At 65.4% G+C, this 25,366-nt stretch carries 23 protein-coding genes; 14 read left to right on the plus strand and 9 right to left on the minus strand.

Annotated elements, in window-relative coordinates:
* Positions 1–82 precede the first annotated feature (82 nt).
* On the plus strand, positions 83–2,434 hold the full coding sequence (locus tag ACQ754_RS00640) for a hypothetical protein (RefSeq protein WP_440995048.1): 2,352 nt from the start codon (positions 83–85) through the stop codon (positions 2,432–2,434).
* An 8-nt stretch (positions 2,435–2,442) separates the two neighbouring features.
* Here ACQ754_RS00640 and ACQ754_RS00645 read toward each other — a convergent pair whose 3' ends face one another.
* The 9 genes from ACQ754_RS00645 to ACQ754_RS00685 form a co-directional block, all read right to left on the minus strand.
* Positions 2,443–4,101 (minus strand): thiamine pyrophosphate-binding protein, encoded by a 1,659-nt coding sequence (locus ACQ754_RS00645; RefSeq protein ID WP_440995049.1) that lies wholly within the window; start codon positions 4,099–4,101, stop codon positions 2,443–2,445.
* Positions 4,102–4,155: 54 nt separating this feature from the next.
* Positions 4,156–4,605 (minus strand): N-acetyltransferase family protein, encoded by a 450-nt coding sequence (locus ACQ754_RS00650; RefSeq protein WP_440995050.1) that lies wholly within the window; start codon positions 4,603–4,605, stop codon positions 4,156–4,158.
* A 320-nt stretch (positions 4,606–4,925) separates the two neighbouring features.
* On the minus strand, positions 4,926–6,164 hold the full coding sequence (locus ACQ754_RS00655) for a Zn-dependent hydrolase (protein ID WP_440995051.1): 1,239 nt from the start codon (positions 6,162–6,164) through the stop codon (positions 4,926–4,928).
* Complete coding sequence (locus ACQ754_RS00660) at positions 6,161–7,837, minus strand: ABC transporter ATP-binding protein (protein WP_440995052.1); 1,677 nt, start codon at positions 7,835–7,837, stop codon at positions 6,161–6,163. Before ACQ754_RS00660 ends, ACQ754_RS00655 begins: the two co-directional genes overlap by 4 nt.
* Position 7,838: 1 nt before the next feature.
* Positions 7,839–8,681 carry an ABC transporter permease gene (locus tag ACQ754_RS00665; RefSeq protein WP_440995053.1) on the minus strand — a complete coding sequence of 281 codons (843 nt, stop codon included), beginning with the start codon at positions 8,679–8,681 and terminating at the stop codon, positions 7,839–7,841.
* 1 nt (position 8,682) lies between these two features.
* On the minus strand, positions 8,683–9,660 hold the full coding sequence (locus tag ACQ754_RS00670; protein ID WP_440995054.1) for an ABC transporter permease: 978 nt from the start codon (positions 9,658–9,660) through the stop codon (positions 8,683–8,685).
* Positions 9,661–9,746: 86 nt separating this feature from the next.
* A complete protein-coding gene (locus ACQ754_RS00675; protein ID WP_440995055.1) occupies positions 9,747–11,366 on the minus strand; it encodes an ABC transporter substrate-binding protein in 1,620 nt (539 codons plus the stop codon).
* 168 nt (positions 11,367–11,534) lie between these two features.
* A complete protein-coding gene (locus ACQ754_RS00680; protein ID WP_440995056.1) occupies positions 11,535–12,302 on the minus strand; it encodes a FadR/GntR family transcriptional regulator in 768 nt (255 codons plus the stop codon).
* An 885-nt stretch (positions 12,303–13,187) separates the two neighbouring features.
* On the minus strand, positions 13,188–14,930 hold the full coding sequence (locus ACQ754_RS00685; RefSeq protein WP_440995057.1) for a sigma 54-interacting transcriptional regulator: 1,743 nt from the start codon (positions 14,928–14,930) through the stop codon (positions 13,188–13,190).
* A 226-nt stretch (positions 14,931–15,156) separates the two neighbouring features.
* On the opposite strand from ACQ754_RS00685, the gene ACQ754_RS00690 reads away from it, so the two are divergent.
* From ACQ754_RS00690 to ACQ754_RS00750, 13 genes are all read left to right on the plus strand, one after another.
* Positions 15,157–15,387, plus strand: coding sequence for a phenol hydroxylase subunit (locus ACQ754_RS00690; RefSeq protein WP_440995058.1), 231 nt, complete (start codon positions 15,157–15,159; stop codon positions 15,385–15,387).
* A 50-nt stretch (positions 15,388–15,437) separates the two neighbouring features.
* Positions 15,438–16,442: an aromatic/alkene monooxygenase hydroxylase subunit beta gene (locus ACQ754_RS00695; RefSeq protein WP_440995059.1), complete on the plus strand. Its 1,005-nt coding sequence runs from the start codon at positions 15,438–15,440 to the stop codon at positions 16,440–16,442.
* 164 nt (positions 16,443–16,606) lie between these two features.
* A complete protein-coding gene (locus ACQ754_RS00700; RefSeq protein WP_440995060.1) occupies positions 16,607–16,882 on the plus strand; it encodes an MmoB/DmpM family protein in 276 nt (91 codons plus the stop codon).
* Between the two features lie 20 nt (positions 16,883–16,902).
* Positions 16,903–18,444, plus strand: coding sequence for an aromatic/alkene/methane monooxygenase hydroxylase/oxygenase subunit alpha (locus tag ACQ754_RS00705; RefSeq protein WP_440995061.1), 1,542 nt, complete (start codon positions 16,903–16,905; stop codon positions 18,442–18,444).
* 14 nt (positions 18,445–18,458) lie between these two features.
* Entirely contained in the window at positions 18,459–18,818 is a 360-nt protein-coding gene (locus tag ACQ754_RS00710) for a phenol hydroxylase subunit P4 (RefSeq protein ID WP_440995062.1), read from the plus strand.
* A 23-nt stretch (positions 18,819–18,841) separates the two neighbouring features.
* On the plus strand, positions 18,842–19,903 hold the full coding sequence (locus ACQ754_RS00715) for an NADH:ubiquinone reductase (Na(+)-transporting) subunit F (protein ID WP_440995063.1): 1,062 nt from the start codon (positions 18,842–18,844) through the stop codon (positions 19,901–19,903).
* Positions 19,904–19,922: 19 nt separating this feature from the next.
* Complete coding sequence (locus ACQ754_RS00720; RefSeq protein WP_440995064.1) at positions 19,923–20,249, plus strand: 2Fe-2S iron-sulfur cluster-binding protein; 327 nt, start codon at positions 19,923–19,925, stop codon at positions 20,247–20,249.
* Positions 20,250–20,298: 49 nt separating this feature from the next.
* The gene (locus ACQ754_RS00725) at positions 20,299–21,252 is read left to right on the plus strand and encodes a catechol 2,3-dioxygenase (protein WP_440995065.1); all 954 of its coding nucleotides are present in this window, start codon (positions 20,299–20,301) and stop codon (positions 21,250–21,252) included.
* 129 nt (positions 21,253–21,381) lie between these two features.
* Entirely contained in the window at positions 21,382–22,443 is a 1,062-nt protein-coding gene (locus tag ACQ754_RS00730) for an alcohol dehydrogenase (RefSeq protein ID WP_440995066.1), read from the plus strand.
* Between the two features lie 128 nt (positions 22,444–22,571).
* The gene (locus ACQ754_RS00735) at positions 22,572–24,068 is read left to right on the plus strand and encodes a toluene monooxygenase (RefSeq protein WP_440995067.1); all 1,497 of its coding nucleotides are present in this window, start codon (positions 22,572–22,574) and stop codon (positions 24,066–24,068) included.
* A gap of 133 nt (positions 24,069–24,201) precedes the next feature.
* Positions 24,202–24,462, plus strand: a complete 261-nt coding sequence (locus tag ACQ754_RS00740; RefSeq protein ID WP_440995068.1) for a toluene-4-monooxygenase system B family protein — start codon at positions 24,202–24,204, stop codon at positions 24,460–24,462.
* A 15-nt stretch (positions 24,463–24,477) separates the two neighbouring features.
* Positions 24,478–24,816 carry a Rieske 2Fe-2S domain-containing protein gene (locus ACQ754_RS00745; protein ID WP_440995069.1) on the plus strand — a complete coding sequence of 113 codons (339 nt, stop codon included), beginning with the start codon at positions 24,478–24,480 and terminating at the stop codon, positions 24,814–24,816.
* A 192-nt stretch (positions 24,817–25,008) separates the two neighbouring features.
* Complete coding sequence (locus ACQ754_RS00750) at positions 25,009–25,341, plus strand: MmoB/DmpM family protein (RefSeq protein WP_440995070.1); 333 nt, start codon at positions 25,009–25,011, stop codon at positions 25,339–25,341.
* Positions 25,342–25,366: the final 25 nt, after the last annotated feature.

Below are 25,366 nucleotides of genomic sequence, written 5' to 3' on the forward strand. Positions count from 1 at the left end.
AAGAAACGATCGTGATTCCTGCAGGTGCGCCGCGGCGCCCCTGCGCCGGGGATGGGCTCATCGGATCGAGTTTGGGGGCACAATGGAAGACCTCCCTGTTATCGGCGCACTGGTGGCGTTTGCCGCTGTCCTGGCCGCGATACAGGCATTGAAGCCGGTGGCGCCCGCCCTGGGGCTGGTGGACCATCCCGGCGGGCGGAAGCAGCATCGCGGTGAGATCCCCCTGGTCGGCGGTATCGCCATCTTCGTCGGGCTGCTGGTCGGCCTCCCTGCGGGGTATGGGATCGTGCCGGCGGCCGCACCCCTGGTGACCGGCATGGCCGCGCTGCTTGCGCTGGGCATCGTCGATGATGCCCGCGGCATGCGCGGCATCACCAAGCTGGGCTGCCAGGTGGCCGTGGTCACCCTGGTGGTGATCTGGGGTGGCGTCGCCATCGAACGCGTGGGCGCGCTGCCTGGCATCGGCACGGTCTCCCTGGGCCCCGCTGCGGTTCCCTTTACTATCTTCGCCTTGGTGGGGCTGATCAATGCCGTCAACATGCTCGACGGACTGGACGGTCTCGCCGGCGGGGTAGTGCTCGGTGGATTCGGCTGGCTGCTGCTGCTGGCGGGCCTGCAAGGGCAGTCCCTGCATATGGCGGTGTCAGGTCTTCTGCTTGCCGCCGTGGCCGCGTTCTTGCTGCTGAATGCCCGTCTGCCGTGGCGGCCACGGGCGGAGGTCTTCCTCGGCGACGCCGGCAGCATGAGCCTGGGGTTGGCCCTCGGTTGGTGCATCGTCGGGCTTTCCCAGGTGGAGGCCGCAGTGATCAGCCCGGTGGCCTATCTGTGGGTGGTGGCGGTGCCGGTGATCGACACCCTCAGCCTGATGGTTCGGCGTGTGCTCCGCGGCCGCCATCCCTTCTCCGCGGATCGGGATCATCTCCACCACCTGTTCCTGCGCGCCGGGTTCACGCCCGGGGAAGCGAGCTATTGCCTGGTGGGCATCAGCCTCGCCGCGGGGGGCATCGGCATCCTCGGTGGCTTGGCCGGGGTGCCGGACTGGCTGCTGGCGGTTGCGCTGCTCGGGGTGCTCGTCGGGCACTACGTGTTCATCCGCCATGCCTGGCGCACCGTGGGGGCCCTGCGCCGGCTCAATCGCGTCTATCAGGACGCCCATGTGAACCAGGTGCCGGTCCGCCGCGGAGCGTTGGTCGGCTTCTATGTGGCGGTGTTCTGCGCGCCGGTCTCGGTGGGCCTGTCCCTTGCCGGCCTTGCATTGGTGTATCTGGCTACTGCCCTGGACGGGCGGGCCTTTCTCGCGGATCTGCGCCGCACGCCCCTGGCAGGGCTGGCGTTAGTAGTGGCGGCGTTCCTGCTCCTCCGCGGCGGTGTCGGGGCGGTGGAGGACCATTCCCTGTGGACCCACCTGCTGCCGTTGACCGGTCTCTACAGCATCCCCCTGGGCTGGTGGTTGCTGCGCCTGCGTAGCCACCGGCTGTGGCTACTCGGCGCCCTCGCCGCCGGGCTTTTGGTGGCCTTCGTCCAGGATGCCCGCTGGGGGGACCTGCGGGCCGGCGTGCTCGGGGATCCCCTGGCCTGGGGCGCGAATGCCCGGCTCGGTCTCGCCCAGGTGGTGGCGCTGCTACTGCTGCTCGCCATCATGCTCCGCGCGGTGCCGCGGCTCGGCCGGGGCTGGCGGGCGCGGTTCGCGCTGGCCGTGGCCGGCGTGCTGTGCGTGCCGTTGGTGATCATCCTGGTGGGCTCGTTTTACGTTACCGCCTGGATCGGCACGGTGGCGGGTATCCTGGTGCTCGGTGCCGGGGCCGTGGCCTTCCACTATGGCCGGAGCGAGTGGCTCGGCCTGGCCGGGGGTGTGGCCCTGGTGGCCGCCGTGGCGCTGGGTTCCTGGCAGCTCGTGGCCGACCAAGGGCCCGTGCGCACGGCGGTGGCCGAACCCGTTCAGGCGGCGCTGCTTTACCTGGATGACCGCCCGCGGGCGGCGGGGGAGGTGCATCCGGCGACCGCGGAACGCCTCTGGCTGATGAGGGCCGCGGCCGGGGAGCTCGTCGAACGCCCCCTGATCGGCCACGGCTGGAAGCATCCGCCCGCCAGAGCCGGGTTGCTCGCCGACGGGCAGGGTCACTACCCGGGCATGCTGACCACGGTGGCGGTGGGCTTCGGCCTGGTGGGCCTGGCGCTGTTTACGCTGCTGTTTGTTGGCTTCGTGTGGACCACCCTGGCCGCGGCGCGGGAGGGCGTCTGGCCGGTTTCCTGGGCGCTGGGGTTGGTGGCCTGCTTTACCGCCGCAGTCACCATGCTCACCCTCGCCATTCACGTCGACCACGGCACCAACCGGACTATGCTCATCCTGTTGCTGGCCGCGGGCTTTGCGGCGGCCTTCTATCGCTGTGGTCGCGGCCAGGGGCACGAGGCGGACGTGCCGTCGCCGGGCTGAGCTGGTGGTCAGCCGCCGCCGAGGCTGCGCCCGGGGGCGATGGTCGCCTTGTCGAGCATCAGCTCGATGAGCGCCGGGCCTCCGACCCCTTGGGCCCGGCGGAATGCCTCGGGGAATTCCTCCGTGTGCTCGACGCGCTCGCCGTGGGCGCCGTGGGAGCGGGCCAGGGCGGCGAAGTCCGGGTTGTGGAGGTCGGTGGCGCTCACCCGGCCCGGGTACTCCCGCTCCTGGTGCATGCGGATGGTGCCGTAGCTGCCGTTGTTGACCACCAGCAACACCACCGGGACCCGGTACTGGACTGCGGTGGCCAGTTCCTGGCCGGTCATCAGGAAACACCCATCGCCGGAGAAGCCCACCACGGGCCGGTTGGGGCAGGCGAGGGCGGCGGCGATGGCGGCGGGTGCGCCGTAGCCCATGGAGCCGGAGGTGGGGGCGAGCATGCTGCGGAAGCGCCGGTAGCGGTAGAAGCGGTTGGACCAGATGCAGTAGTTGCCGGCGCCGTTGGCGATGATGGCCTCCTCCGGCAGGTGCTCGTTGAGCCAGGTGATGATCTCGCCCATCTGCAGGGTGCCGGGGTTGGCCGGGGGGTCGTCGGTCCAGCGGTGGTAGCTGGCATTGACCTCGCGGGTCCAGGCCGACCAGGGCACGGAATCCGGCGGCGTCAACGTCGCCAGGGCGCGGGGGGCGGCGCGCATGTCCGCGTTGATGGGCAGGTCGCTCTGGTAGACGCGGCCGAGCTCCTCGGCGTCGGCATGGATGTGGATGAAGGTCTGCCGGGGCCGGGGGATGTCGAGGAGGCTATAGCCCTGGCTGGTGGCCTCGCCGAGCTTGGGGCCGAGGGCGATGAGCAGGTCGGAGGCCTGTATGTGGCGAACCAGCTCCGGGTTGGCGCCGAGGCCCACGTCCCCGGCGTAGTTGGGGTGCAGGCAGTCGAAGTAGCCCTGGCAGCGGAAGGAGACGCCTACGGGTAGGTCCCAGCTCTCGGCGAAGCGGTGCAGGGCGGCACTGGCGCCCTCGTCCCAGCCGCCGCCGCCGGCGAGGACGAAGGGGCGTTCGGCGGCGGCGAGGCGCTCGCGGAGCTCTGCCAGCGCTGTCGGGTCGACCCCGGTGGTCACCGGGCGCGAGGGGCCGGCGTCCGGGGCCTCGGCCGTCTCGGTGAGCATGTCCTCGGGCAGGGCCAGGGCCACGGGGCCGGGGCGGCCCGCGGTGGCGTTGTGGTACGCGCGGCTCACCATCTCGGGGATCCGCGCGGTATCGTCGATCTGGGCCGTCCACTTGGTCAGCGGGCCGAGCATGCGCCGGTAGTCGATCTCCTGGAAGGCCTCGCGTTCCTGGGTGTCCCGGCGGATCTGGCCGATGAACAGGATCACCGGGGTGGAGTCCTGTTGGGCGATGTGCAGGCCCGCCGAGGCATTGGTCGCGCCGGGGCCGCGGGTGACGAAGCACACGCCGGGCCGTCCCGTGCAGCGGGCGTAGGCGTCTGCCATCATCGCCGCGCCACTCTCCTGGCGGCAGACGGTGACGGCGATGTCCGGGGCGTCGAGCAGGGCGTCGAGGACGGCGAGGTAGCTCTCGCCGGGTACGCAGAAGATGCGCTCCGCGCCGTGCAACCGCAGGGTATCGACGAGGATCTGCCCGCCGGTGCGGGGTGGGGTGGTGTGTGTCATCGGTTCCGCTCTTTGCCCTGTTTGATGTTGTCCGTTCGCGCGCAGGGGGCGCTTCTACAAGTACTTTTGGTACGTCAAAAACCGTTCGTCCAGTTGCCAGCCGGCGGTCTCGTAGAGGCGCTGGCCGGCGGTGTTGATGCGCTCGGTGCGCAGGAACAGCTTGGCGGCACCGGTTTCCCGGCCGAGCTGCTCGACGCGCTCCATCATCCGTATGCCCACGCCCTGGCGTCGCACCGACGGGTCCACGTAGAGGTCATTGAACAGCCACATGGTGCCCAAGTCCACCGATGAGAAGGTGGGGTAGAGTTGGGCGAAGGCGACCAGGGTGCCGTCGTCGTCGGCGACGAAGATCCGCGAGTCGCCGTTGGCCAGGCGCTCGCCCATGTAGCGCGCCGCGGCCTCCGGGTCGCTTTCCCGGCGGTAGAAGACGCGGTAGTCGTCGAACAGCGCCGAGAGTTGTTTATGGTCGTCGGCGGTGGCGTCGCGGATGGGGATGTCGGTCATTGGTGGTCTCCTCCGGTGTTTGTCGTGAGCCGTGTTTGCCGGATCGGCATTTGCCTCCGGTGGCTGTCGCCCCAGAGGGACGATGCACCTTGCGTAGGTCGGCTCCGGCCGTCAGGCCGAAGCCGACTTTCCGGTTGCGCCCCGATGTTGTGGGCCCCTGTGTCGGCATCCGCCTTCGGCGTGTGCCGACCTACGACTGCTGTGCCGTGTAGGAGCGCGCCTTGCGCGCGAAGGTCGCCTGCATCGCGGTAGGGCGGATGGAGGCCGGAGGCCGTAATCCGCCGGGCCGGATCGGCGGGTTCCGCTTCGCTCCACCCGCCCTACACGGCGGTTTCCTTTACGGCCTCGTAGAGGACGGCGGCGCCGCGGGTCGCGTCCTCGGGTTCGATGTTCTCCGCCTCGTTGTGGCTGATGCCGCCCTCGCAGGGCACGAAGATCATCGCCGTGGGGCAGACCTTGGCGGTGTAGACCGCGTCGTGGCCGGCGCCGGAGACGATGTCCATCTGCCGGTAGCCGAGGCGCTCCGCCCCGGCACGCACCCGCACGACGAGCTCCGGGGCGAACGGCGTGGCCGGGAAGTGCCAGAAGTCCTTCAGCTCCGCCTCCAGGCCCGCGGCCGCGGCGATGGTCTCCACCCGCTCGCGGAGGTCGGCGTCCATGGCTGCCAGGGTGTCGTCGTCCGGGTGGCGCAGGTCGATGGTCAAAAACGCCCGACCCGGGATGACGTTGCGCGAGTGGGGGTAGACGTCGAGGATGCCCACGGTGGTGCAGGCGTTCTCGCCATGGTCGGCGGCGAGGGCATTCACGGCCTCCACCACCCGGGCGGAACCCACCAGCGCGTCCCGGCGCAGGCGCATGGGGGTGGGGCCGGCGTGGGCCTCCTGGCCGGTGAGGGTGAGCTCGTACCAGTGCTGGCCCTGGGCGCCGGTGACCACGCCGATGGGCAGTCCGGCGTCCTCGAGCACCGGGCCCTGCTCGATGTGCAGCTCAAAGCAGGCGGCCTTGGGGTTGGCGCGGTGATCCGCGGGGATATCCCCGTCCCAGCCCAGGCGGGCGAGCTCGTCGCCGAGGCGGGCGCCGTCCTGGCCGATCTTGTTGAGGATCTCCTCGGCGGAGAAGGCGCCGGACCACACGCCGGAGCCCATCATGGGCGGGGAGAAGCGCGAGCCCTCCTCGTTCATCCATACCGCCACCTCCACCGGGTGGCGGGTGGTGATGCCGTGGTCGTCCAGCGAGCGCAGCACCTCCAGGCCGGCGAGCACGCCGAGGACGCCGTCAAAGCGCCCGCCGGTGGGTTGGGTGTCGAGATGGCTGCCCATGACCACCGGGTCCAGGCCGTCGTCGCTGCCCGGCCGGCGGACCCAGAGGTTGCCGATGGCATCGGTGCGCATCGAATAGCCGGCCTCGGCCGCCCAGGCCATAAAACATTCGCGGCCGGCGCGGTCGGCGTCGGTGAGGGCGAGGCGACAGCTACCGCCGCGCTCGGTGGCGCCGATCTCGGCCATCTCCATGAGGGTGCGCCAGAGGCGCTCGCCGTTGATGGGGCAGGGGGTGGTCATTGCTTCGCCTCCCGGGGTCGGCGGGCCCGCTGGGCGCGCAGGTGGCGCAGGTCCTCGGGGATCTCCCAGGACTGCCCCGGTATGGCGTCCAGCAGTTGCCGGGTGTAGGGGTGCTGCGGGTTGGAGAACACCTCGCGGGCGGTGCCGGTCTCCACGATCTGCCCGGTCTGCATCACCGCGATGGTGTCGCTGACCTGGGCGGCCACCCGCAGGTCGTGGGTGATGAACATCATCGCCAGGCCCAGGCGGTGGCGGATGTCGTCGAGCAGATCCAGGACCTGGGTCTGCACGGAGACGTCCAGGGCGGAGACCGGCTCGTCGGCCACCAGCAGCTCCGGCTCCAGGGCGAGTGCCCGGGCGATGGAGATGCGCTGGCGCTGGCCGCCGGAGAACTCGTGGGGGAAGCGCCCCGCCGCCGAGGCGTCCAGGCCCACCAGCTCGAGGAGCTCGCGGGCCCGGGCCATGGCCTCGTGTGTCGGCATGCCGAAGGCCAACGGCCCCTGGGCGACGATGTGGCCCACCTTGTAGCGGGGGTTGAGCGAGGCGTAGGGGTCCTGGAAGACCATCTGGATCCGCCGGCGGAACGGGTGGAAGGCCCGACCCTTCAGCCGCGCGAGGTCGGTGCCGTCGAAGAGGATGCGCCCGCCGTCGGCCTTGTGGAGGCCGAGCAGGCAGCGCCCCAGTGTCGACTTGCCGGAGCCGGACTCGCCGACGATGCCCACGGTCTCGCCCGGGTGGATGGTCAGCGAGACGTCGTCGGCGGCCACCAGCTGCCGGCCCTTGCGCAGGAAGCCGCCACCGAGGTTGAAGACCTTGCGCACGCCTTGGGCGTCGAGCAGGGGCTCGCCCTGGCGGTCGAAGGCGTCGCGGTGCTCGATGTAGTGGGGCACCGCGGCGATGAGCTCTCGGGTGTAGGGGTGCTGGGGGCGGTTGAGCACCTCGTCGGCGGTGCCGAGCTCCACGCAGCGGCCGTGCTGCATCACTGCCACCCGGTCGGCGATCTCGGCGACCACCCCGAAGTCGTGGGTGATGAACATCACCCCCATGCCGAGCTCGCGCTGCATGCGCTGGATGAGCTCGAGGATCTGCTTCTGGGTGGTGACGTCCAGGGCGGTGGTGGGCTCGTCGGCGATGAGCAGCCGCGGCTCCAGGGCCAGGGCCATGGCGATCATCACCCGCTGGCGCTGGCCACCGGACAGCCGAAAGGGGTAGCTGCGGCGGAGGTTGTCCGGCTCCGGCAGGCCGACGGCCTCCAGGAGCTCGATCACCCGCTCGCGGCGGCGCTGCTTGCCCATCTCCACGTGGGCGCGCAGGGCCTCCTCGATCTGCTCGCCGACCCGCATCACCGGATTCAGCGCCGTCATGGGCTCCTGGAAGATCATGCCCGCGTCGCGACCGCGCATGGCTCGTTGCTCGGCCTCGGACAGCGCGAAGACGTCGCGGCCGTTGAGCCAGGCCTCGCCGGCGCTGACATGCACGTGGGGCTTGGGCAGCAGGCCCATCAGCGCATGGGCGGTCATAGACTTGCCGGAACCGGACTCGCCGACGATGCACAGCAGCTCGTTCTCGGCGATGGTGAAGCTCATGGCCTCGACGGCGAGCTCTCGCTCCGCGCCCGGGGGCAGGCGGACGCTGAGCTCGCGGACGTCCAGTATCGTCTTGCGTTCGCCCATCTCAGCCCCTCCCCTTGCGCGCGAGTTTCGGGTTGAGGGCGTCGTTCAGGCCCTCGCCCACCAGGTTGATGGCGAGCACGGTGATCAGGATGGCCACGCCGGGGAAGAAGCTCATCCACCAGGCCTGGCGCATGACCGTGCGCGAGGCGCCGATCATGTAGCCCCAGCTCATCATGTTGGGATCCCCCAGGCCGAGGAAGCTCAACGCGCTCTCCAGCAGGATCGCCGTGGCCACCGTCAGAGAGGCGGCGACGATGATGGGCGACATGGCGTTGGGCAGGATCTCGCGGAGGATGATGGTCGGTGTGGACTGCCCGGAGGTCACTGCGGCCTGCACGAACTCGCGGTTGCGCAGGCTCAGGAACTCGCCACGGGCGAGCCGCGCCAGCGGCGGCCAGCTGACGATGGCGATGGCGGCGGTGACGCTGGTGATCGAGGGCGTGAAGATGGCCACCAGCATCACCGCGAGGACGAAGTTGGGGATGGTCTGGAATAGCTCCGTGAAGCGCATGATGGCGTCGTCGATGCGCCCGCCGAAGTAGCCGGCCATGGCGCCCAGGGTCACGCCGATGAACAGCGCCACGGCGGTGGAGATCAAGCCGATGACCAGCGACACCCGGGCGCCGTGGACGACGCCGGCGGCGATGTCCCGGCCGAGGGTGTCGGTGCCCATCAGCGTGTCGCCGGTCAGCGGCGGGGCGAAGGGGCGTGCGACCATGTCCCAGGGGCTGTGGGGGTAGATGAGGTCGGCGAACAGCGCCAGCAGCACCACCCCGATGAGTATCACCAGGCCGATGATCGCGCCGCGGTTGCGGGCGAAGGCCTTCCAGAAGTCCCGGCTCATCTCAGGCCACCTCGATGCGCGGGTCGATGAGTGTGTAGATCAGGTCGGTGATGATGTTGAAGATCAGCACCATGACCGATGTGACGACGAAGATCCCGAGCAGGATCTGGTAGTCGCGCTGCAGCAGCGCGTCGAAGGCCAGCCGCCCGATGCCCGGCCAGGCGAACACCGTCTCCACCAGGATGGAGCCGCCGATGAGATGGCCCGCCTGGATGCCGGCGAAGGTGATCACCGGGAGGATGGCGTTGCGCAGGATATGCAGCATCACGATCCGCCCCTCCTTGAGGCCCTTGGCGCGGGCGGTCTTGACGTAGTCCATGTCCCGCACCTCGAGGATGGAGGAGCGGGTGAGGCGGGCGTAGACCGCCATATAGAACAGCGCCAGCGTCACCACCGGCATCACCAGGTGGGCGGCGACGTCGAGGACGTGGCCCATTCCCGTGAGCCCGGCGCCGACGCTCTCGTAGCCAAAGGCGGGCAGCCAGCCGAGCTGCACGCTGAACAGCAGGATCATCATCAGACCCACCCAGAACAGCGGCGTGGCGTAGGCGAGCAGGGCGAGGGTGGTGACGGCGGTGTCCGTCCATCGCCCGACGTTCATCGCGGCGACGGTCCCGAGGAAGATCCCCAGCGCCAGGGCCAGCACGTAGGCGATGCCGGTGAGCAACAGCGTCGCCGGCAGGCGGTCGAGGACCAGGTCCCGCACCGGTTGATCCTGGCGGTAGGAGTAGCCGAGATCGCCCTGGGCCACTTGCGTGACGTAGGTGAACAGCTGCTTGTACAGGGGCTCGTCGAGGCCGAAACGGTCACGCAGTTGCTCCACGTACTGCTCGTCGGCGGCGCCGGCCTCGCCGGCCATGATAACGGCCGGGTCGCCGGGTGCGGCACGGACCAGGGCGAAGTTGATAATGACGATGGCGAGCAGGATGAAGACCGCCTTGAAGAGACGGTGCCCGACGAAGGCCGCCACTTTGTTCATTGCGAAGAATCCCCGGTGGCTGTCGTGGACGCGCCGGAAGGCGCACGCGGGGCCATGGCCCCGCATGCGTCAGCCCCGGTGCGCGGTTACGGGTTTTCCACCCAGACGTCGGCGAAGTTCTCGGTGGTGCCGATGGCGGTAGTGATGGCGTTGTGTACCCGCTCATTGATGAGGTTCGGGAACTCCATCTCCAGCAGCCAGACGATGGGCACGTCCTCCACCAGGATCCGCTGGACCTCGCTGTACATCTCCTGGCGCTTGTCGGTGTCGTTCTCCACCGCGGCCTGCTCGAAGAGCTCGTCGACGCGCTCGTTCTCGTAGCCCATGGTGTTGGTGAACAGCACGCCCTTGCGGATGTTGCTGGAGATATAGGTGCGCGCCACGCCCAGGGCCGGATGGCCGTACTGGTAGACGTAGTCGTTGGTCATCTCGTAGTTCCAGTTGGAGAGACGATCCGCCCAGCCGCCGGCGTCGGTGCTGCGCAGCGTGACCTCGACGCCCACCTGCTCCATGGCCTGCTTGATGTACTCGGCGAGCCGGCTCCAGACCTCGCCGTAGGGCATGACCATGAACTCCACCTCGGCACGGACGCCGTCGTCGTCCGGAGTGAGGCCCATCTCGTCGAGGAGCTCGCGGGCCTTCGCCGGGTCATGGGGGTATTCCTTGACGTCGGGCTCATAGTGGGTGGTCACCGAGGCTACCGGACCCGTGGCCACGCGGCCGAGTCCGAACCAGATGTTGTCGCGGATGAATTCGCGGTCCAGGGCGTACATGATCGCCTGGCGGAAGCGCTTGTCGCCCAGCGGCTCTTCGCGGTGGTTGATCTCGATCCAGCTCAGCGGCGCGACGAACTCGTAGCCCCGGGTGTCCAGGCGCAGATGGGACAGCGCCTCCAGGCGTTGCACGTCGAACGGTTCCACGTCGCCGTACTGGCTCACATCCGCGTCGCCGGTCTCCAGGGCCAGCGCCCGGGAGGCGGCGTCGGGGATGATGCGGAAGTAGATCTCATCGAGATACGGCTTGCCTTCGAGGTAGTAGTCGTCGTTGCGGGCCAGGCGGATGTGGCTGCCCTTGTCCCACTCGTCGAACTGGAACGGCCCCGTGCCGATGGGGGTGTCATTCATCTCGTTGTTGCGGAAATCACCGCCTTCGTAGATGTGCTTCGGCATGATCGGGGCGCTGGAGACCTCGAAGGCCAGGATGAACGCCGGGAACGGCTGCTTGAGGGTGAAGACCACGGTGTGGTCGTCCGGGGCGCTCACCTCTTCGACATGGGAGAAGTTCGAGCGCGCCCGCGGGTGCACCTCCGGGAGCATCTCGGTGACGCTGAAGACCACGTCCTCCGAGGTGAAGGGCTCGCCATCGTGCCAGGTCACGCCCTCGTGGAGGTGGAAGGTGTAGGTGAGGCCGTCCTCGGAGACCTCCCAGTCCTCGGCCAGCCCCGGCATGGGGTTGAGGTCGAAGTCGTAGCGGAGCAGACCCTCGTAGATCTTGCCGCCCACGGTCTGGATCGGGGTCTGCTGGTTGAGCGCCAGGATGAGGATGGCGGGCTCGGGGTTGAGGATGACGTTCAGCGTGCCGCCGCGCTGGATCTCCTGATCCTCGGCGGCGGCGACGGTCGGGGCCGTGAACACGGCGCCCGCCACGGGGACGGCGAGGGCTGCGGCGGCCAGGGCCGCCGAGGCCATTTTGCGGATCGATCTCATGATCTTTCACCTCCTGATGGGTCGATGGTGCCGGCATTGCCGGCGCTGTCCCGGGCCTTGTTGTGATATCGGCGCTTTGCCACGGGTGGCCCGGGGTTGCCCCGCCACCGCGGGGGATGGGTTCCCCGTGTCGGCGGTGCGAGTGCCTGGGGCTCGACGGTCATGGTTTCATTCCTCGTCGAAGCCGAGCAGAAAGGATTGGGTCACCTCCGCCTCCAGGGCGGTGGTGTGGTGTTCGGAATTGCACATGTGCTCGTGCATCAGCCGCCGCACCGCCGACTCGTCCTCGGCGCGGAAGGCCTCGAGCAGGCGGCGGTGATAGTAGCGGTTGTCCTCGCCGAACTGGATGCGGCCGGGGCGATAGGTCTTCTTCAGGTCCACCAGGTCCCGGAGCAGGTCATTGATGAAGTGCACCATGAACTGAAGCAGTGGGTTGGGGCAGACGTCGGCGAGGAGGTTGTGGAAGTTCAGCTCGGCGATGCGCAGCTCCCGCTGGCCGTCGCGCTCGTAGCCGATGTGGTCGCAGAGCTCGATGCTGGCCTCGAGCTCGCGGAAGTGGGCCTCGGTGAGCCGGCCCACCGCGGCGGCGGCCACCTCCACCTCGACGAGCTTGCGCAGCTCATAGATCTGATGCCCGTCGAGCTTCTGGAAGTGCAGGTAATTGCGCAGGGCCCGGGCCGCCTGGTTGGCCCCGGGCTCGGCGACGTAGGCGCCGCCCGTGGGGCCGGTACGCATCGTCACCAGCCCCTCGACCTCCAGGGCCTTCAGCGCCTCGCGCACCGTGCCCTTGGCGCAGCCGTAGAGCTCGATGAGCTCGCGCTCCTTGGGGAGGCGGTCCCCCGGCTTCAGCCCCTGGACCACGATCCAGCGCTTGATGTCCTCGACGATGTGGTCGGAGAGCTTGCGCCGGAACGGGCTGCGTTTGAGCTCGTGCATGGCATCCTTATCGGTCTATTTATACGTATAAATAGCACGGATTCGCGGGATGTCTAGGTTTGCTGTCCCGGAAGGGCCGCCCGATTCCGGCACCGTCACGTCCCCGGTGGTCTCCGACGGCGCCTGTAGGAGCCGGCCTTGCCGGCGAATGGCCGCTTCGCGCGCGAGGCGCGCTCCTACGGGGTGTTGTAGGAGCCGGCCTTGCCGGCGAATGGCCGCGTATGGCGGGTTACGGCCTTGCCGGCGGCCCTTCGCGCGCGTGGCGCGCTCCTACACCGGGGGCCACCCGCTGCTGTAGGAGCCGGCCGTGCCGGCGAATGTTCGCGCCCGTGGCGGATTGCGGCCTTGCGGCCTCCATCCGCCCTACCTCCGGTGTCGGGCGCCGGGTGCCGGGTGCCGGGTGCCGGGTGATGTAGGGCGCATGCAGCGGAGCGGAATGCGCCGGGGCCCTTCGCGCACGAGGCGTGCGCCTACGCGGTGTGGGTACTGGCCTTGCCGGCGGCCCTTCGCGCGCGCGGTGCGCTCCTACGCCGGGGGGTCTCCCGCTGCGGTAGGAGCCGGCCGTGCCGGCGAACGTTCGCGCCCGTGGCGGATTACGGCCTTGCGGCCTCCATCCGCCCTACGTCCGGTGTCGGGTGCCGGGGGATGTAGGGCGCATGGAGCGGAGTGGAATGCGCCGGGGCCGTTCGCGCGCGGGGCGCGCTCCTACGCCGGGGGGTCTCCCGCTGCGGTAGGAGCCGGCCTTGCCGGCGGCCGTTCGCGCGCGCGGCGCGCTCCTACACCGGGGGGTCTCCCGCTGCGGTAGGAGCCGGCCTTGCCGGCGAATGTTTGCGCGTACGGCGGATTACGGCCTGGCGGCCTCCATCCGCCCTACCTCGACTGTTTCTAGCCGGGGATGCCGTGCTTTTTCATGCGGTAGGCGAGCTGGGGGCGGGTCATGCCCAGTGCGCGGGCGGCGCGGCTGAGGTTGCCATCGGCGCGCTGGACGGCGAGCTCGATGAGGCGAGGCTCGAGCTCGTCCAAAGAGGCCTTGCGGTCGAGGAGCAGGCCGGCGAGATGATCGACGTCCGCCGCTGCCTCCGTCTCGCCGGTGTCCCGGCCGGGCGCCGTCGCCGTGGTGGCGGTGTCCCCGGGGGCCGGCCCCCCGGCCCGCTCGTCCGGCCGCGGTTCGGGTTCCGGGGCGGGGGCGATGTTCATCCGCGGGAACAGGTCCTTGACGTCGATGCAGGCGTGGTTGTTGGCGATGATTACCCCGCGCTCGATCATGTTCTCGAGCTCGCGGATGTTGCCGGGCCACTCGTAGGCCTTGAGCGCCTCCATGGCGCGCTCGGTGATCCCGTTTATGCGCTTGCCGTGGCGGGCGTTGTACTTGTCGAGGAAGCGCTCGACGAGCAGGGGGATGTCCTCGCGGCGCTCGCGCAGCGGCGGGATGATGACGGGGTAGATGTTGAGCCGATAGTAGAGATCGGCACGGAAGCGCCCGTCGCGCACCGCCTGCTCGAGATCCGTGTTGGTGGCGGCGACCAACCGCACGTCCACTTGGCGGCTGCGGGTGTCGCCGATGCGCTCGAACTCGCCCTCCTGGAGTACCCGCAGGAGCTTGGCTTGGGCGGGCTGGGAGAGCTCGCCGACCTCATCGAGGAACAGGGTTCCGCCGTCGGCGCGCTCGAAGCGGCCGGGGCGGGAGTGCTCGGCGCCGGTGAACGCCCCCTTCTCCACGCCGAAGAGCTCGGACTCCACCAGCTCCTCGGGCATGGCGGCGCAGTTCACCGCCACGAACGCCTGATCGGCGCGCGGGCTCAGCTGGTGGAGGCTGCGCGCGAACATCTCCTTGCCGACCCCGGTCTCGCCGAGGAGCAGCACGGTCACGGCGCTGTCGGCGGCCTTGCGGATGATTTCGCCGGTTTCACGGAATGCCGGTGACACGCCCACCATGTCGCCGAGGGTGGTCTCCTCATCGATGGAGTAGTGCAGGTGCTCCACCTGGTCCTGCAGGGCCACCAGCTGCTCGGCGACGTTTTCCGGTTCGAAGTACTGCAGCTCCTCGGTGATCTCCTCGCCCCAGTCCTCCACCGGCTTGCCGATGATGCGGCAGTTGGCGTCGCCCTTACCCCGGCAGTCCACCTCCCGGAAGATCACCGATTTCCCCATGACCGCGGTGGTGTAGCCGGTGGCATAGCCGAGCTGCATCCAGCAGACGGCGTCGTGATAGGGGCCGAAGGTCTCCAGGTGCACGGCGGCCTCGAAGGAGTCCTCCCAGAGGAACTCCCCGGAGTAGCGCCCACCGGCCACATCGATGTCGAAGCGGATGGGGGTGACGTGGGCGATGCCCTCCAGGGAATGGAGCTGGGGGCCGAGGTTCATGAGGTCCTCGTCGCTGGCCCCGGGCAGCAGCTCGCGGGCCATCTCGGCATCGCGCCGGCCGGAGGCGTAGCCCATGCGGGTGAGCACGCCGCGGGTGCGGTCGAGCCCCAGCGTGTCGACCAGCTCCCGGCGCAACGCCCCCAAGGCGCCGGTGTGGAGCAGCACCATGCGCTCGCCTTCCAGATTGATGTGCCCGGAGCGGAAGCAGAGGTTGAACTGCGCCGCGAGCTCCGGCAGCCGGTCGAAGGTGATCCCCGATGTCATGGCCTCTCCTCCGTGCCGCGGTTGAGCAAATCATCAAATACCGCGGCCGGGTTCATTATATCGTTATTTTGCGGATTATCGAGATTTTGTGCTGCACCTGCAGCAAATTGCCGCAGATCAATGACATAGATAATTGGCACAGTCCCTGCATTGTACTGGGTGGAAGCGGGCCGTGGGTCCGCTGCCACGAGTCGACCCATCATCAGCGGCGAACGCGGACAAGGCAATGGGACAGAGGCAGACACACGACTGCTACGTGAATGTGACCAACCGGCGCGCCGACGGGTTCGTGGAGTTCGACTTCTCCTTCGGTGACGCGGATCTCTATATCGAGATGATCCTGCCGGAGCGGGCCTTCGAGGAGTTCTGCGCCCATAACAACGCGGCGCGAGTTTCGCCGGAGCAGGCGGCCCGCTGGGAGGCGGAACGGGAGAAGTGGCGCGAGGGCGGACTCTAGCGCCCCAGGCGAATCGGTTAGTGAACAGGGTTAGTGAATAGGAGGAGAGCATGGCGATCGAGATCAAGACGGCATCCATCGAACCCATCCGGCACACGTTTTCCAACGTGGCCCGGCGCCAGGGGGCGGACAAGCCCGCCTCACGTTACCTGGAGGCGATGTACGACCTCCAGCCCACGGTGAACTTCCACTACAAGCCCCTGTGGGATCCCGATCACGAGATCTACGACGCGGGCCGCACCGCCATCGACATGGAGGACTGGTACGTCTTCCGTGATCCGCGGCAGTTCTACTACGGCACCTGGACGATCGCCCGCTCCAAGCAGCAGGAGGTGGCCGAGCGTAACTACGCCTTCGTCGAGAAGAAGAACCTCCTGGACTTGGTCAGTGCGCAGACCAAGGAGCGCGCCGAGGCGGTGTTCGTGCCGCTGCGCCACGCGGAGTACGCGGCCAATCTCAACAACATGTACATCTGCGCCTACGGCTATGGCACCGCCATCACCCAGGCGGCGAGCTTCAATGCCGTGGATCGGCTGGGCATCGCCCAGTACCTCTCCCGCATCGGGCTGATGCTCGATGGCAATACCTGCGAGTCCCTGGACCGGGGCAAGCAGGCTTGGCTGGAGGGCGAGACCTGGCAGCCGCTGCGCCGGCTCACCGAGGACCTGATGGTCGTCAGGGACTGGTTCGAGCTGTTCGTGGCGCAGAACTTCGCCCTGGACGGCCTGGCCTTCCCGCTGGTCTACGAGCGCATCGACGGCGAGCTGCAGAAGGACGCGGGCTCGACGATCTCCATGCTCAACGAGTTCATGAACGAGTGGTACGGCGAGACCACCCGCTGGGTGGACGCGGTGCTCAAGACCGCGGCCGCCGAGTCCGACGCCAACAAGGCGCAGCTCGAGCAGTGGGCCCGGCACTGGCGGGACCGCGCCAGCGAGGCCCTGCAGCCGGTGGCCGCTGAGGTCTTCGGCGACCGCGCCGATGAGGTGATCGGGGAGCTCCGCGGCGAGCTCGCCACCCGGGCCAAGAAGAAGGCCGGACTGGATATCGAGTGAACCGCAATCGAACCCCGGTGCGGGGCGGCGGAGGCGGCGGTCGCGACCGTCTGCGGCCATGGATGGCCGCAGTCGAGCCTACAGGGAAGTATTCACGGCGTGTCGCGTCCGCCGGCTCCGGCGGCCTGTACCCCGGGATAAAGAGCACTGCAGTAGGAGGAGCAATGGCGAACAACAACGTCTTCATCGCGCTTCAGAACAACGAGGAGGCGCGACCCATCATCGAGGCCATCGAGCAGGACAATGCCGAGGCCCGTGTCGAGTACGCCCCGGCCATGGTCAAGATCGATGCGCCCGGGCGGATCGCGGTCCGCCGCGAGACCGTCGAGGAGCTGATCGGCCGCGACTGGGACCCCCAGGAGCTGCACGTCAACCTGATCTCGCTGTCCGGCAACATCGATGAGAGCGACGACGAGTTCGTCATCCATCGCGGCGACTGAATACGAGGAGGAGTCAAACAATGGCAGCCAAGCGACTGAGCCTGCGCGAGAAGTACCAGAAGTTCACCCGGGACCTGGCCTGGGAGCCGAGCTATCAGCAGAAGTCGGATATCTTCCCTCAGACCGAGTTCGAGGGCATCCACATCCACGACTGGGACAAGTGGGAGGATCCCTTCCGCCTGACCGTGGACGCGTACTGGAAGTACCAGGCGGAGAAGGAGCGCAAGCTCTACTCCATCATCGACGCGTTCTCCCAGAACAACGGCCAGCTCAATGTCACCGACGCCCGCTACGTCAATGCGCTGAAGCTGTTCATCCAGGGCGTCTCGCCGCTGGAGTACGCCGCGCACCGGGGCTTCGCCATGGCCGGGCGGCAGTTCGGCGGCGTTGGCCCGCAGGTGGCCTGCCAGATGCAGTCCATCGACGAGCTGCGCCACGTCCAGACCCAGATCCATACCATCAGCCAGTACAACAAGTACTTCAACGGCTTCCACGACTGGAACCACATGCACCAGCGGGTCTGGTACCTGTCGGTGCCCAAGTCGTTCTTCGACGACGCCATGTCGGCGGGGCCGTTCGAGTTCGTCACGGCGATCTCGTTCTCCTTCGAGTACGTGCTCACCAACCTGCTGTTCATGCCGTTCATGTCCGGCGCCGCCTACAACGGGGACATGGCCACGGTGACCTTCGGGTTCTCCGCCCAGTCCGACGAGTCCCGGCACATGACCCTGGGGCTCGAGGTGATCAAGTTCATGCTCGAGCAGGACGAGCGCAACGTGCCCATCGTCCAGAAGTGGATCGACAAGTGGTTCTGGCGAGGCTACCGCCTGCTCTCGTTGGTTTCCATGATGATGGACTACATGCTGCCCAAGCGGGTCATGTCCTGGAAGGAGGCCTGGGAGATGTACTTCGAGGAGAACGGCGGTGCGCTGTTCGAGGACCTCTCCCGCTACGGCATCCGCATGCCCAAGTACTGGGAGGTCTCGGTCAAGGAGAAGGAGCACCTTTCCCATCAGTTGTGGGCGACATTCCACAATTTTGGCCATGCGGCCGCGTTCCATACCTGGATCCCGGAAGAGTCCGAGATGCAGTGGCTCTCGGAGAAGTACCCGGACACCTTCGACAAGTACTACCGGCCGCGCTTCGAGTTTTGGCGGCAACACACGAAGGAGAAGGGGCGCTGGTACAACCCCACGCTGCCCATGCTCTGCCAGACCTGCCAGATCCCAATGCTCTTCACGGAGCCGGACGACCCCACCCAGATCTGCTACCGCAGCTCCCAGTACAACGGCGAGCAGTACCACTTCTGCTCGGATGGCTGTAAGGACATCTTCGACGACGAGCCGGAGAAGTACGTGCAGGCCTGGCTGCCGGTGCACCAGATCTACCAGGGCAACTGCGGCGGCGCGTCCATCCCCGAGGTCCTGGAGTACTACCACCTGGTCGACGGCCAGGACAACAAGGAATACCTGGAGTCCAACGACCGCGCCAACTGGCTGCGCTGGAAGGGCATGGCCGACACCGAGGCGGACCGCGAGGTCCAGGCCGTGGTCAACGAGTAGGGGAGGGGAGAGCAATGCCCGTGCAAGCGATGTACGACTACCGCGCCACGCCGGCGGACCGGCAGGAGAATTTCCACGGGAACCAGCTCGTGTATATCGGCTGGGACCAGCACCTGATGTTCTGCTCGCCGGTGTGCCTGCCGCTGCCGCCGGACATGCCCTTTCGGGATCTGGTCCGCGACGTCCTGCCGGGGGCGTATGCGACCCATCCGGACTGGGCGCACATCGACTGGGATGCCGTCGAGTGGAACGTCGACGGCGAGCCCTTCGTCCCGGACATGGACGCGGGGCTCGCCGACCAGGGCATCGGACACAAGTCGGTGATCCGATTCCGCACGCCGGGCCTCGACGGCATCGGCGGCGTGGCCAGCTGAACCCCCGGCGGGAGGAGGAGCACATGTCGCATGAGCTGAGCATCGAGCCGGTGGGCGAGCACCTCGAGGTGGACGACGATCAGTCCCTGCTCGATGCCGCCCTGCGGCGGGGGCTGTACCTGCCCCACGCCTGCTGTCACGGCCTCTGCGGGACCTGCAAGGTGCAGGTCCTGGAGGGCGAGGTGGAGGACGACGATGCCTCGCCCTTCGCGCTCATGGAGTTCGAGCGCGAGGAGGGTTACACCCTGGCCTGTGTGGCCAAGCCGCTCTCCGACGTGGTCATCGAGGCGGACATCGAGGAGGACCCGGACGCCATTGTCCAGCCGGTGGAGGACTACGAGGGCACGGTGGTGGACATCGTGGACCTCTCGCCCACCGCCAAGGGCGTGTTCATCGAGCTCGATCGGGACATGGAGTTTCAGGCCGGCAAGTACATCAACGTGCACCTGCCGGACATCGAGATGCCCCGGGCGTTCTCGTTGGCGAATTCGCCCTCGGAGAAACGGGTCATCGAGCTCAACGTCCGCCTGGTGCCCGGCGGCGAGGCCACCACCTATATCCACGAGCGGCTCGCGGTGGGGGATAAGCTCCACGTCTCCGGGCCCTATGGGCGGTTCTTCGTGCGCAAGTCCGCGCCGGAGGACTTCATCTTCTTCGCCGGCGGCACCGGTCTGTCCAGTCCCAAGTCCATGATCCTCGACCTGCTCGAGGAGGGCGATGGCCGGCAGATCACGCTGTTCTATGGCCAGCGCCACCGCGCCGAGCTCTACTACCACGAGTTCTTCGAGGAGCTGGCGGCGAAGCACGAGAACTTTACCTACGTGCCGGCGCTCTCCGAGCCCAAGCCCGACGATGACTGGGACGGCGCGACGGGCTTCGTCACCGATGTGGCGCACGAGCACTTCGGTGGGCGGTTCACCGGGAACAAGGCGTATCTCTGCGGGCCGCCGCCGATGATCGACGCCTGTCTGACCACCCTGATGCGCGGGCGGCTGTTCGAGCGCGACATCTTCATGGAGAAGTTCATCACCGCGGCGGACGCGGCCCAGGAGAGCCGCAAAAGCCCGCTGTTCAAGGCGGTGTGAGCAAGAGGAGGGCGGTCACATGGGTGCGACACGTTACCGGATCACCATCCTGGACACGGGTGAGCTCTACAGCTGTCCGGGCTCGGTCAGCGTCCTGAAGGCCATGGCGCAGTTGGGCCGCAAGGGTATTCCCTCGGGCTGCCACGGCGGGGGCTGCGGGGTGTGCAAGGTGCAGGTGGTCAGCGGCGAGATCGAGACGCTGCCCATGAGCCGGACTCACGTCAGCGAGGCCGAAGAGCAGGCGGGCTTGGCACTGGCCTGCCGCTGTTACCCCGGCAGCGATATCAGCCTGAAGGTGATCGGCAAGATGCAGAAGGCCGTGAAGCGGCATTACGGATTCGTTTAAGCAAACCGGCGCCCGCGGGCGCCTCGAGAAACGAGTGGAGGAGAGAACCATGGGTGTCATGCGCATCGGACACATCAACATCCGCGTCCTGGACATGGACGCGGCCCTGCACCACTACGGGAAGGTCCTGGGGCTGCAGCAAAGCGACACCGACGCAGTCGGCAATGCTTACCTCAAGGGCTGGGACGAATGGGACAAGTACTCGGTCATGCTCACCCCGGCCGACCGGGCCGGCATGAACCACATTGCCTACAAGGTGGAGAACGATGCCGACCTGGACGTGCTGGGTAAGCGCATCCGCGACTACGGCATCGATGTGGAGGAAGTATCCCCAGGCGAGCTGGCGTACTGTGGCCGCGCGATCCGTTTCTGGCTGCCCAGCGGTCACCTGATGTATCTCTACGCGGCGAAGGAGTTCGTCGGCAAGGCCGTCGGCACCACCAACCCGGATCCCTGGCCGGACGGTCTCCAGGGGGCCGGCGTGCACTGGCTGGATCACGCCCTGTTGATGTGCGAGCTGGACCCGGAGAAGGGCGTGAACAAGGTGGCCGAAGTCACGACGTTCATGCAGGAGGTGCTGGAATTCAAGCTCACCGAGCAGGTCATGGTGGGTCCGGACGCCGATGTGCAGGCGGCAACGTGGCTGGCACGCACCTCCACGCCCCACGACATCGCGTTTGTCGGCGGTCCGGTGATGGGTCTCCACCACTGCGCGTTCTTCCTGGACGAGTGGGCTGACGTGCTGAAGGCCGCGGACGTGCTGGCCAAGAACAAGGTCAAGATCGACGTCACGCCCCAGCGCCACGGCATCACCCGAGGCACGACCAGCTACTTCTTTGATCCTTCCGGCAACCGCAATGAGACCTTCGCCGGTCTCGGCTACCTGGGCCAGCCGGACATGCCGGTGATCACCTGGACGGAGGAGAACCTGGGCAGCGGCATCTTCTACCACACCGGAGAGCTGAACGAGGCGTTCACGGAGGTCTACACCGAGGGCGCGTGAGCGTATCCCCGCACAACAAAAAATATGAGCAACTCGTCATTACCCAATGCGGACATGCCGATCGAATCATCGCATCGACAGATCAATGCAATATTGGGTTACAGCTATCGTTTCTAAAGGAGATAGCGAATGAGGGCTTCTGTTTACTACGGACCTAAAGACATTTCGGCGGCAAAAGTCCAGGATCCTCGGTTGAGGGACGACCACGAAATGCTAGTCGAAGTCGCCGCGACATCGATTTGTGGCTCTGATCTACACGTGTATCGGGGCGCGCTCGATGCAATGATGGAGAGAGGGCACTCTCGAACTGGTCATGAACTAATCGGGCGAGTCAAAGAAATTGGTAACGTGGTAGGGCGCTTCAAGCCAGGCGACCGAGTCTCAATGGCCTACTCATGCTCCTGCGGCGAATGCTACATGTGCAATGTTGGCCAAACCGCACACTGCGAGACCACGAAAAAGGCAGTATACGGCTTCGGTGTCCCTTTTGGTGACCTAAACGGCACCCATGCCGAGGCATTGATTGTTCCGCATGCGGACGGGCACGCTATCAAGGTGCCCAACGCAATTTCAGATCCGGCCGCATTGATGTTGTCCTGCAACCTGCCGTCAGCGATCATTGCCAACAAATTGGCCGATATCGCGCCCGGGGAGAATGTCGCGCTAATTGGTTGTGGGCCGACCGGCTTGCTGTGTCTCGACATTGCGTTGCAAAAATCCGCCGGCACTATTGTCGCAATCGATAAGGTGGCACATCGCTTAAGCGTGGCAGCAGGAAAAGGGGCGGTGCCGCTCAACCCTTCGGATAGCGATTGGAAGGAAAAAGGGCTCGCGGAGACGGGCGCTCGGGGATTTGACAAAGTCATTGAGGTAGTTGGTTATCCCGAGACGCTACAGATGGCGCTAGATATCACCCGGCCCGGAGGCACGATTGCTGCCATGGGCGTCTTTTGCGATGAGGAGTTCAATTTGGTGTTAGCGGATGTATTCCTGCGCGATATCACCTTGCACATGAACGGATTCGCAAACGTGCAGCCATTCATGTGGGAAGGGTTGCGCCTGATGGAACGCGGGGTCCTTTCGCCCGAAGAGCGTTTTACGCACAACTTCAGACTCGACGAAATTGATGAGGCCTATTCGACTTTTTACGATAAAACCGATAGTGCAATGAAAGTGCTAATCAGACCCTGAATAACTAACTTTCAGGGATGACAATGTGGAAGGCAATATTTCGCGGCGCCGAGATGTTGGGTCAATGGGTCCGTCAAATAACGGGTGCTGTAGCACCAACTGAGTGACAAGCGCAATAGGAGGCTATCATGTCACTACTAAAGCGTGAAGAGTGGTACGATCTTACACGTACTACCAGCTGGACTCCAAAATATGTCACTGAGGATGAATTGTTTCCAGAGGAAATGAGCGGAGCACGTGGTATTCCTATGGAAGCCTGGGAAAACTACGATGAACCGTACAAGGTGAGCTATCCGGAATACGTTAGTATCCAGCGAGAAAAGGACTCCGGCGCATATTCAATCAAAGCGGCACTGGAGCGTGATTCGTTCATCGATCGAGCCGATCCGGGCTGGGTTAGCACTATGCAACTTCACTTCGGTGCCATAGCGCTTGAGGAATACGCTGCAAGTAGTGCCGAAGCGCGTATGGCCCGATTCGCGAAAGCGCCAGGAAACCGGAATATGGCGACATTCGGAATGATGGATGAAAACCGCCATGGGCAGATCCAACTCTACTTTCCGTATGCTAATGTCAAACGGGACAGGAAATGGGATTGGGCACACAAGGCCATTCATACTAACGAATGGGCCGCAATCGCCGCACGGTCATTCTTTGATGACATGATGATGACCCGCGACTCCGTCTCGGTCTCCATCATGCTTACGTTCGCATTCGAAACAGGCTTCACTAATATGCAGTTTCTCGGTTTGGCCGCTGACGCTGCTGAGGCCGGTGATCATACCTTTTCGAGCCTGATTTCAAGCATACAGACGGACGAAGCGCGCCACGCGCAACAAGGTGGGCCGTCGCTCAAGATCCTGGTGGAGAACGGCAAAAAAGACGACGCACAAAGAATGGTCGATGCCGCAATCTGGCGGTCGTGGATGCTCTTTTCAGTGCTTACCGGCCCCATTATGGACTATTACACGCCGTTGGAGTCGCGTAATCAGTCCTTCAAGGAGTTTATGCTTGAGTGGATTGTGAGCCAATTTGAGCGGCAGCTGCTGGATCTTGGGCTCGACAAGCCTTGGTATTGGGATCAGTTCATACAAGAGCTCGGTGAGAGACACCATGGCATGCATTTGGGGGTGTGGTATTGGCGTCCCACGGTCTGGTGGAACCCCGCGGCGGGTGTTTCACCGGAGGAGCGGGAATGGCTGGAAGAAAAATATCCTGGCTGGAACGATACGTGGGGGCAGTGTTGGGATGTCATTACGAAAAACCTAGTTAATGGCAAAACGGAGTTGACCGTTCCGGAGACCTTACCCGGGGTCTGCAACATGTCCAATCTTCCGATTGCGTATACGCCGGGTAATAAATGGAATGTGAAGGACTACCAGCTGGAATACGAAGGGCGCCTTTACCACTTTGGTTCTGAACCAGATCGCTGGTGCTTCCAGATCGATCCGGAACGTTACAAGGACCATATGAACCTGGTTGATCGATTCCTGAAAGGTGAAATTCAGCCAGCGAATTTGGCGGGTGCCATCCAGTACATGAGTCTTGGGCCCGGCGTGATGGGCGACGACGCTCATGAGTATGAATGGGTTAAGGGTCACGAGGGGAAAACCAGCGCGGCTTGATTTGGGTTCGCGAGGACCGCTCGCTGTCCCCTGGGCAAGTTCCGGGGGGATCCGCGGTCCCAGCGCGGGGCAATGTTGAGAGCGTTGTCCCCGCTGCCTTTGTCGGCGAGTAAAATATGACAGGAGGTAGGAAATGGCTGAGTTTCCAATTATGTCCAATTTTGAGCGGGATTTTGTTATCCAGGTGGTGCTCGTGGACACGGAAGATACGATGGATCAGGTAGCAGCGAAATGCGCTTACCATTCGATTAACCGAAGGGTGCATCCGCAACCGGAGAACGTTTTGCGTGTGCGCCGGCACGAGGATGGGAAGCTGTTTCCTAGAAACATGACCGTATCGGATGCGGAGCTTCGGCCTACCGAAACACTCGATATTATATTCATGGACAACTGAGGGTGCCTTACTGTAATGGCGTTCGAAAAAATTTGCACCTTGGATGATGTGTGGGAGGGTGAAATGGAGGCCTTCACTACGTCGGCCGGCGTCGACGTATTGATAGTAGGCGTTGAAGGCGGCGATATGAAAGCGTTCCAGGCCATCTGCCCGCATCAGGAAGTCGAATTAGTTGAAGGTGAATTCGATGGCAGGGTTCTGACCTGCAGGGCGCACCTTTGGCAGTTCGATTGTCATAGTGGTGAAGGCATCAATCCCTCCGACTGCCGGATGGCTCAATACCCGGTCAAGATCGAGGGCGAAGACGTGCTCGTGGACGTGGAAGGAGTTGAGCCGGTCACATACCACGGCTGAAATGGACGTTGGCCTGGGCTTGGGTCAGGCTGTTGCAATAAGGTGGCACACCCGGAACGAAGAACCCTATCCCTAGTTCGGAAGAGGGTACGTGAGTGGTGGGAACTTTACTTAACGGTAACAAGTGACCATTGGTTTTGGGACAAGTGGCGCACGAAAGGTCATTAAGTGGGGCAAGTTAGAGGAAGCGAAATGACAAACGATAGATCCCAAATATCATCGGAGTCGGATAGGGCACTCCACAATAATATGGTGGGGCCAGTCGTCAGGGCGGGAGATGTGGCGACGGCTATAGGAGATGCTGCGGAAATCGATAACCCGGGCAAGGAAATCAAAATCGATGACAAAATCGCATACGTGCGTATTGCTGCCGAGGATGAATTAATCATCAAAAGGGAGACAATTGAAGAATGCCTCGGTCGGCCATTTCGGATGCAGGACTTGGAGGTCAACCTGAGCTCCTTCGCCGGAAGTATAGACATAAACTCCGACCGAGTCCGTTTCTACTTCAATAGACACCTTTGAAGCAGCTACATTAGAGACAGGAGAA

The organism is Arhodomonas sp. SL1 (genome assembly GCF_052060015.1).
GTDB lineage: Bacteria > Pseudomonadota > Gammaproteobacteria > Nitrococcales > Nitrococcaceae > Arhodomonas.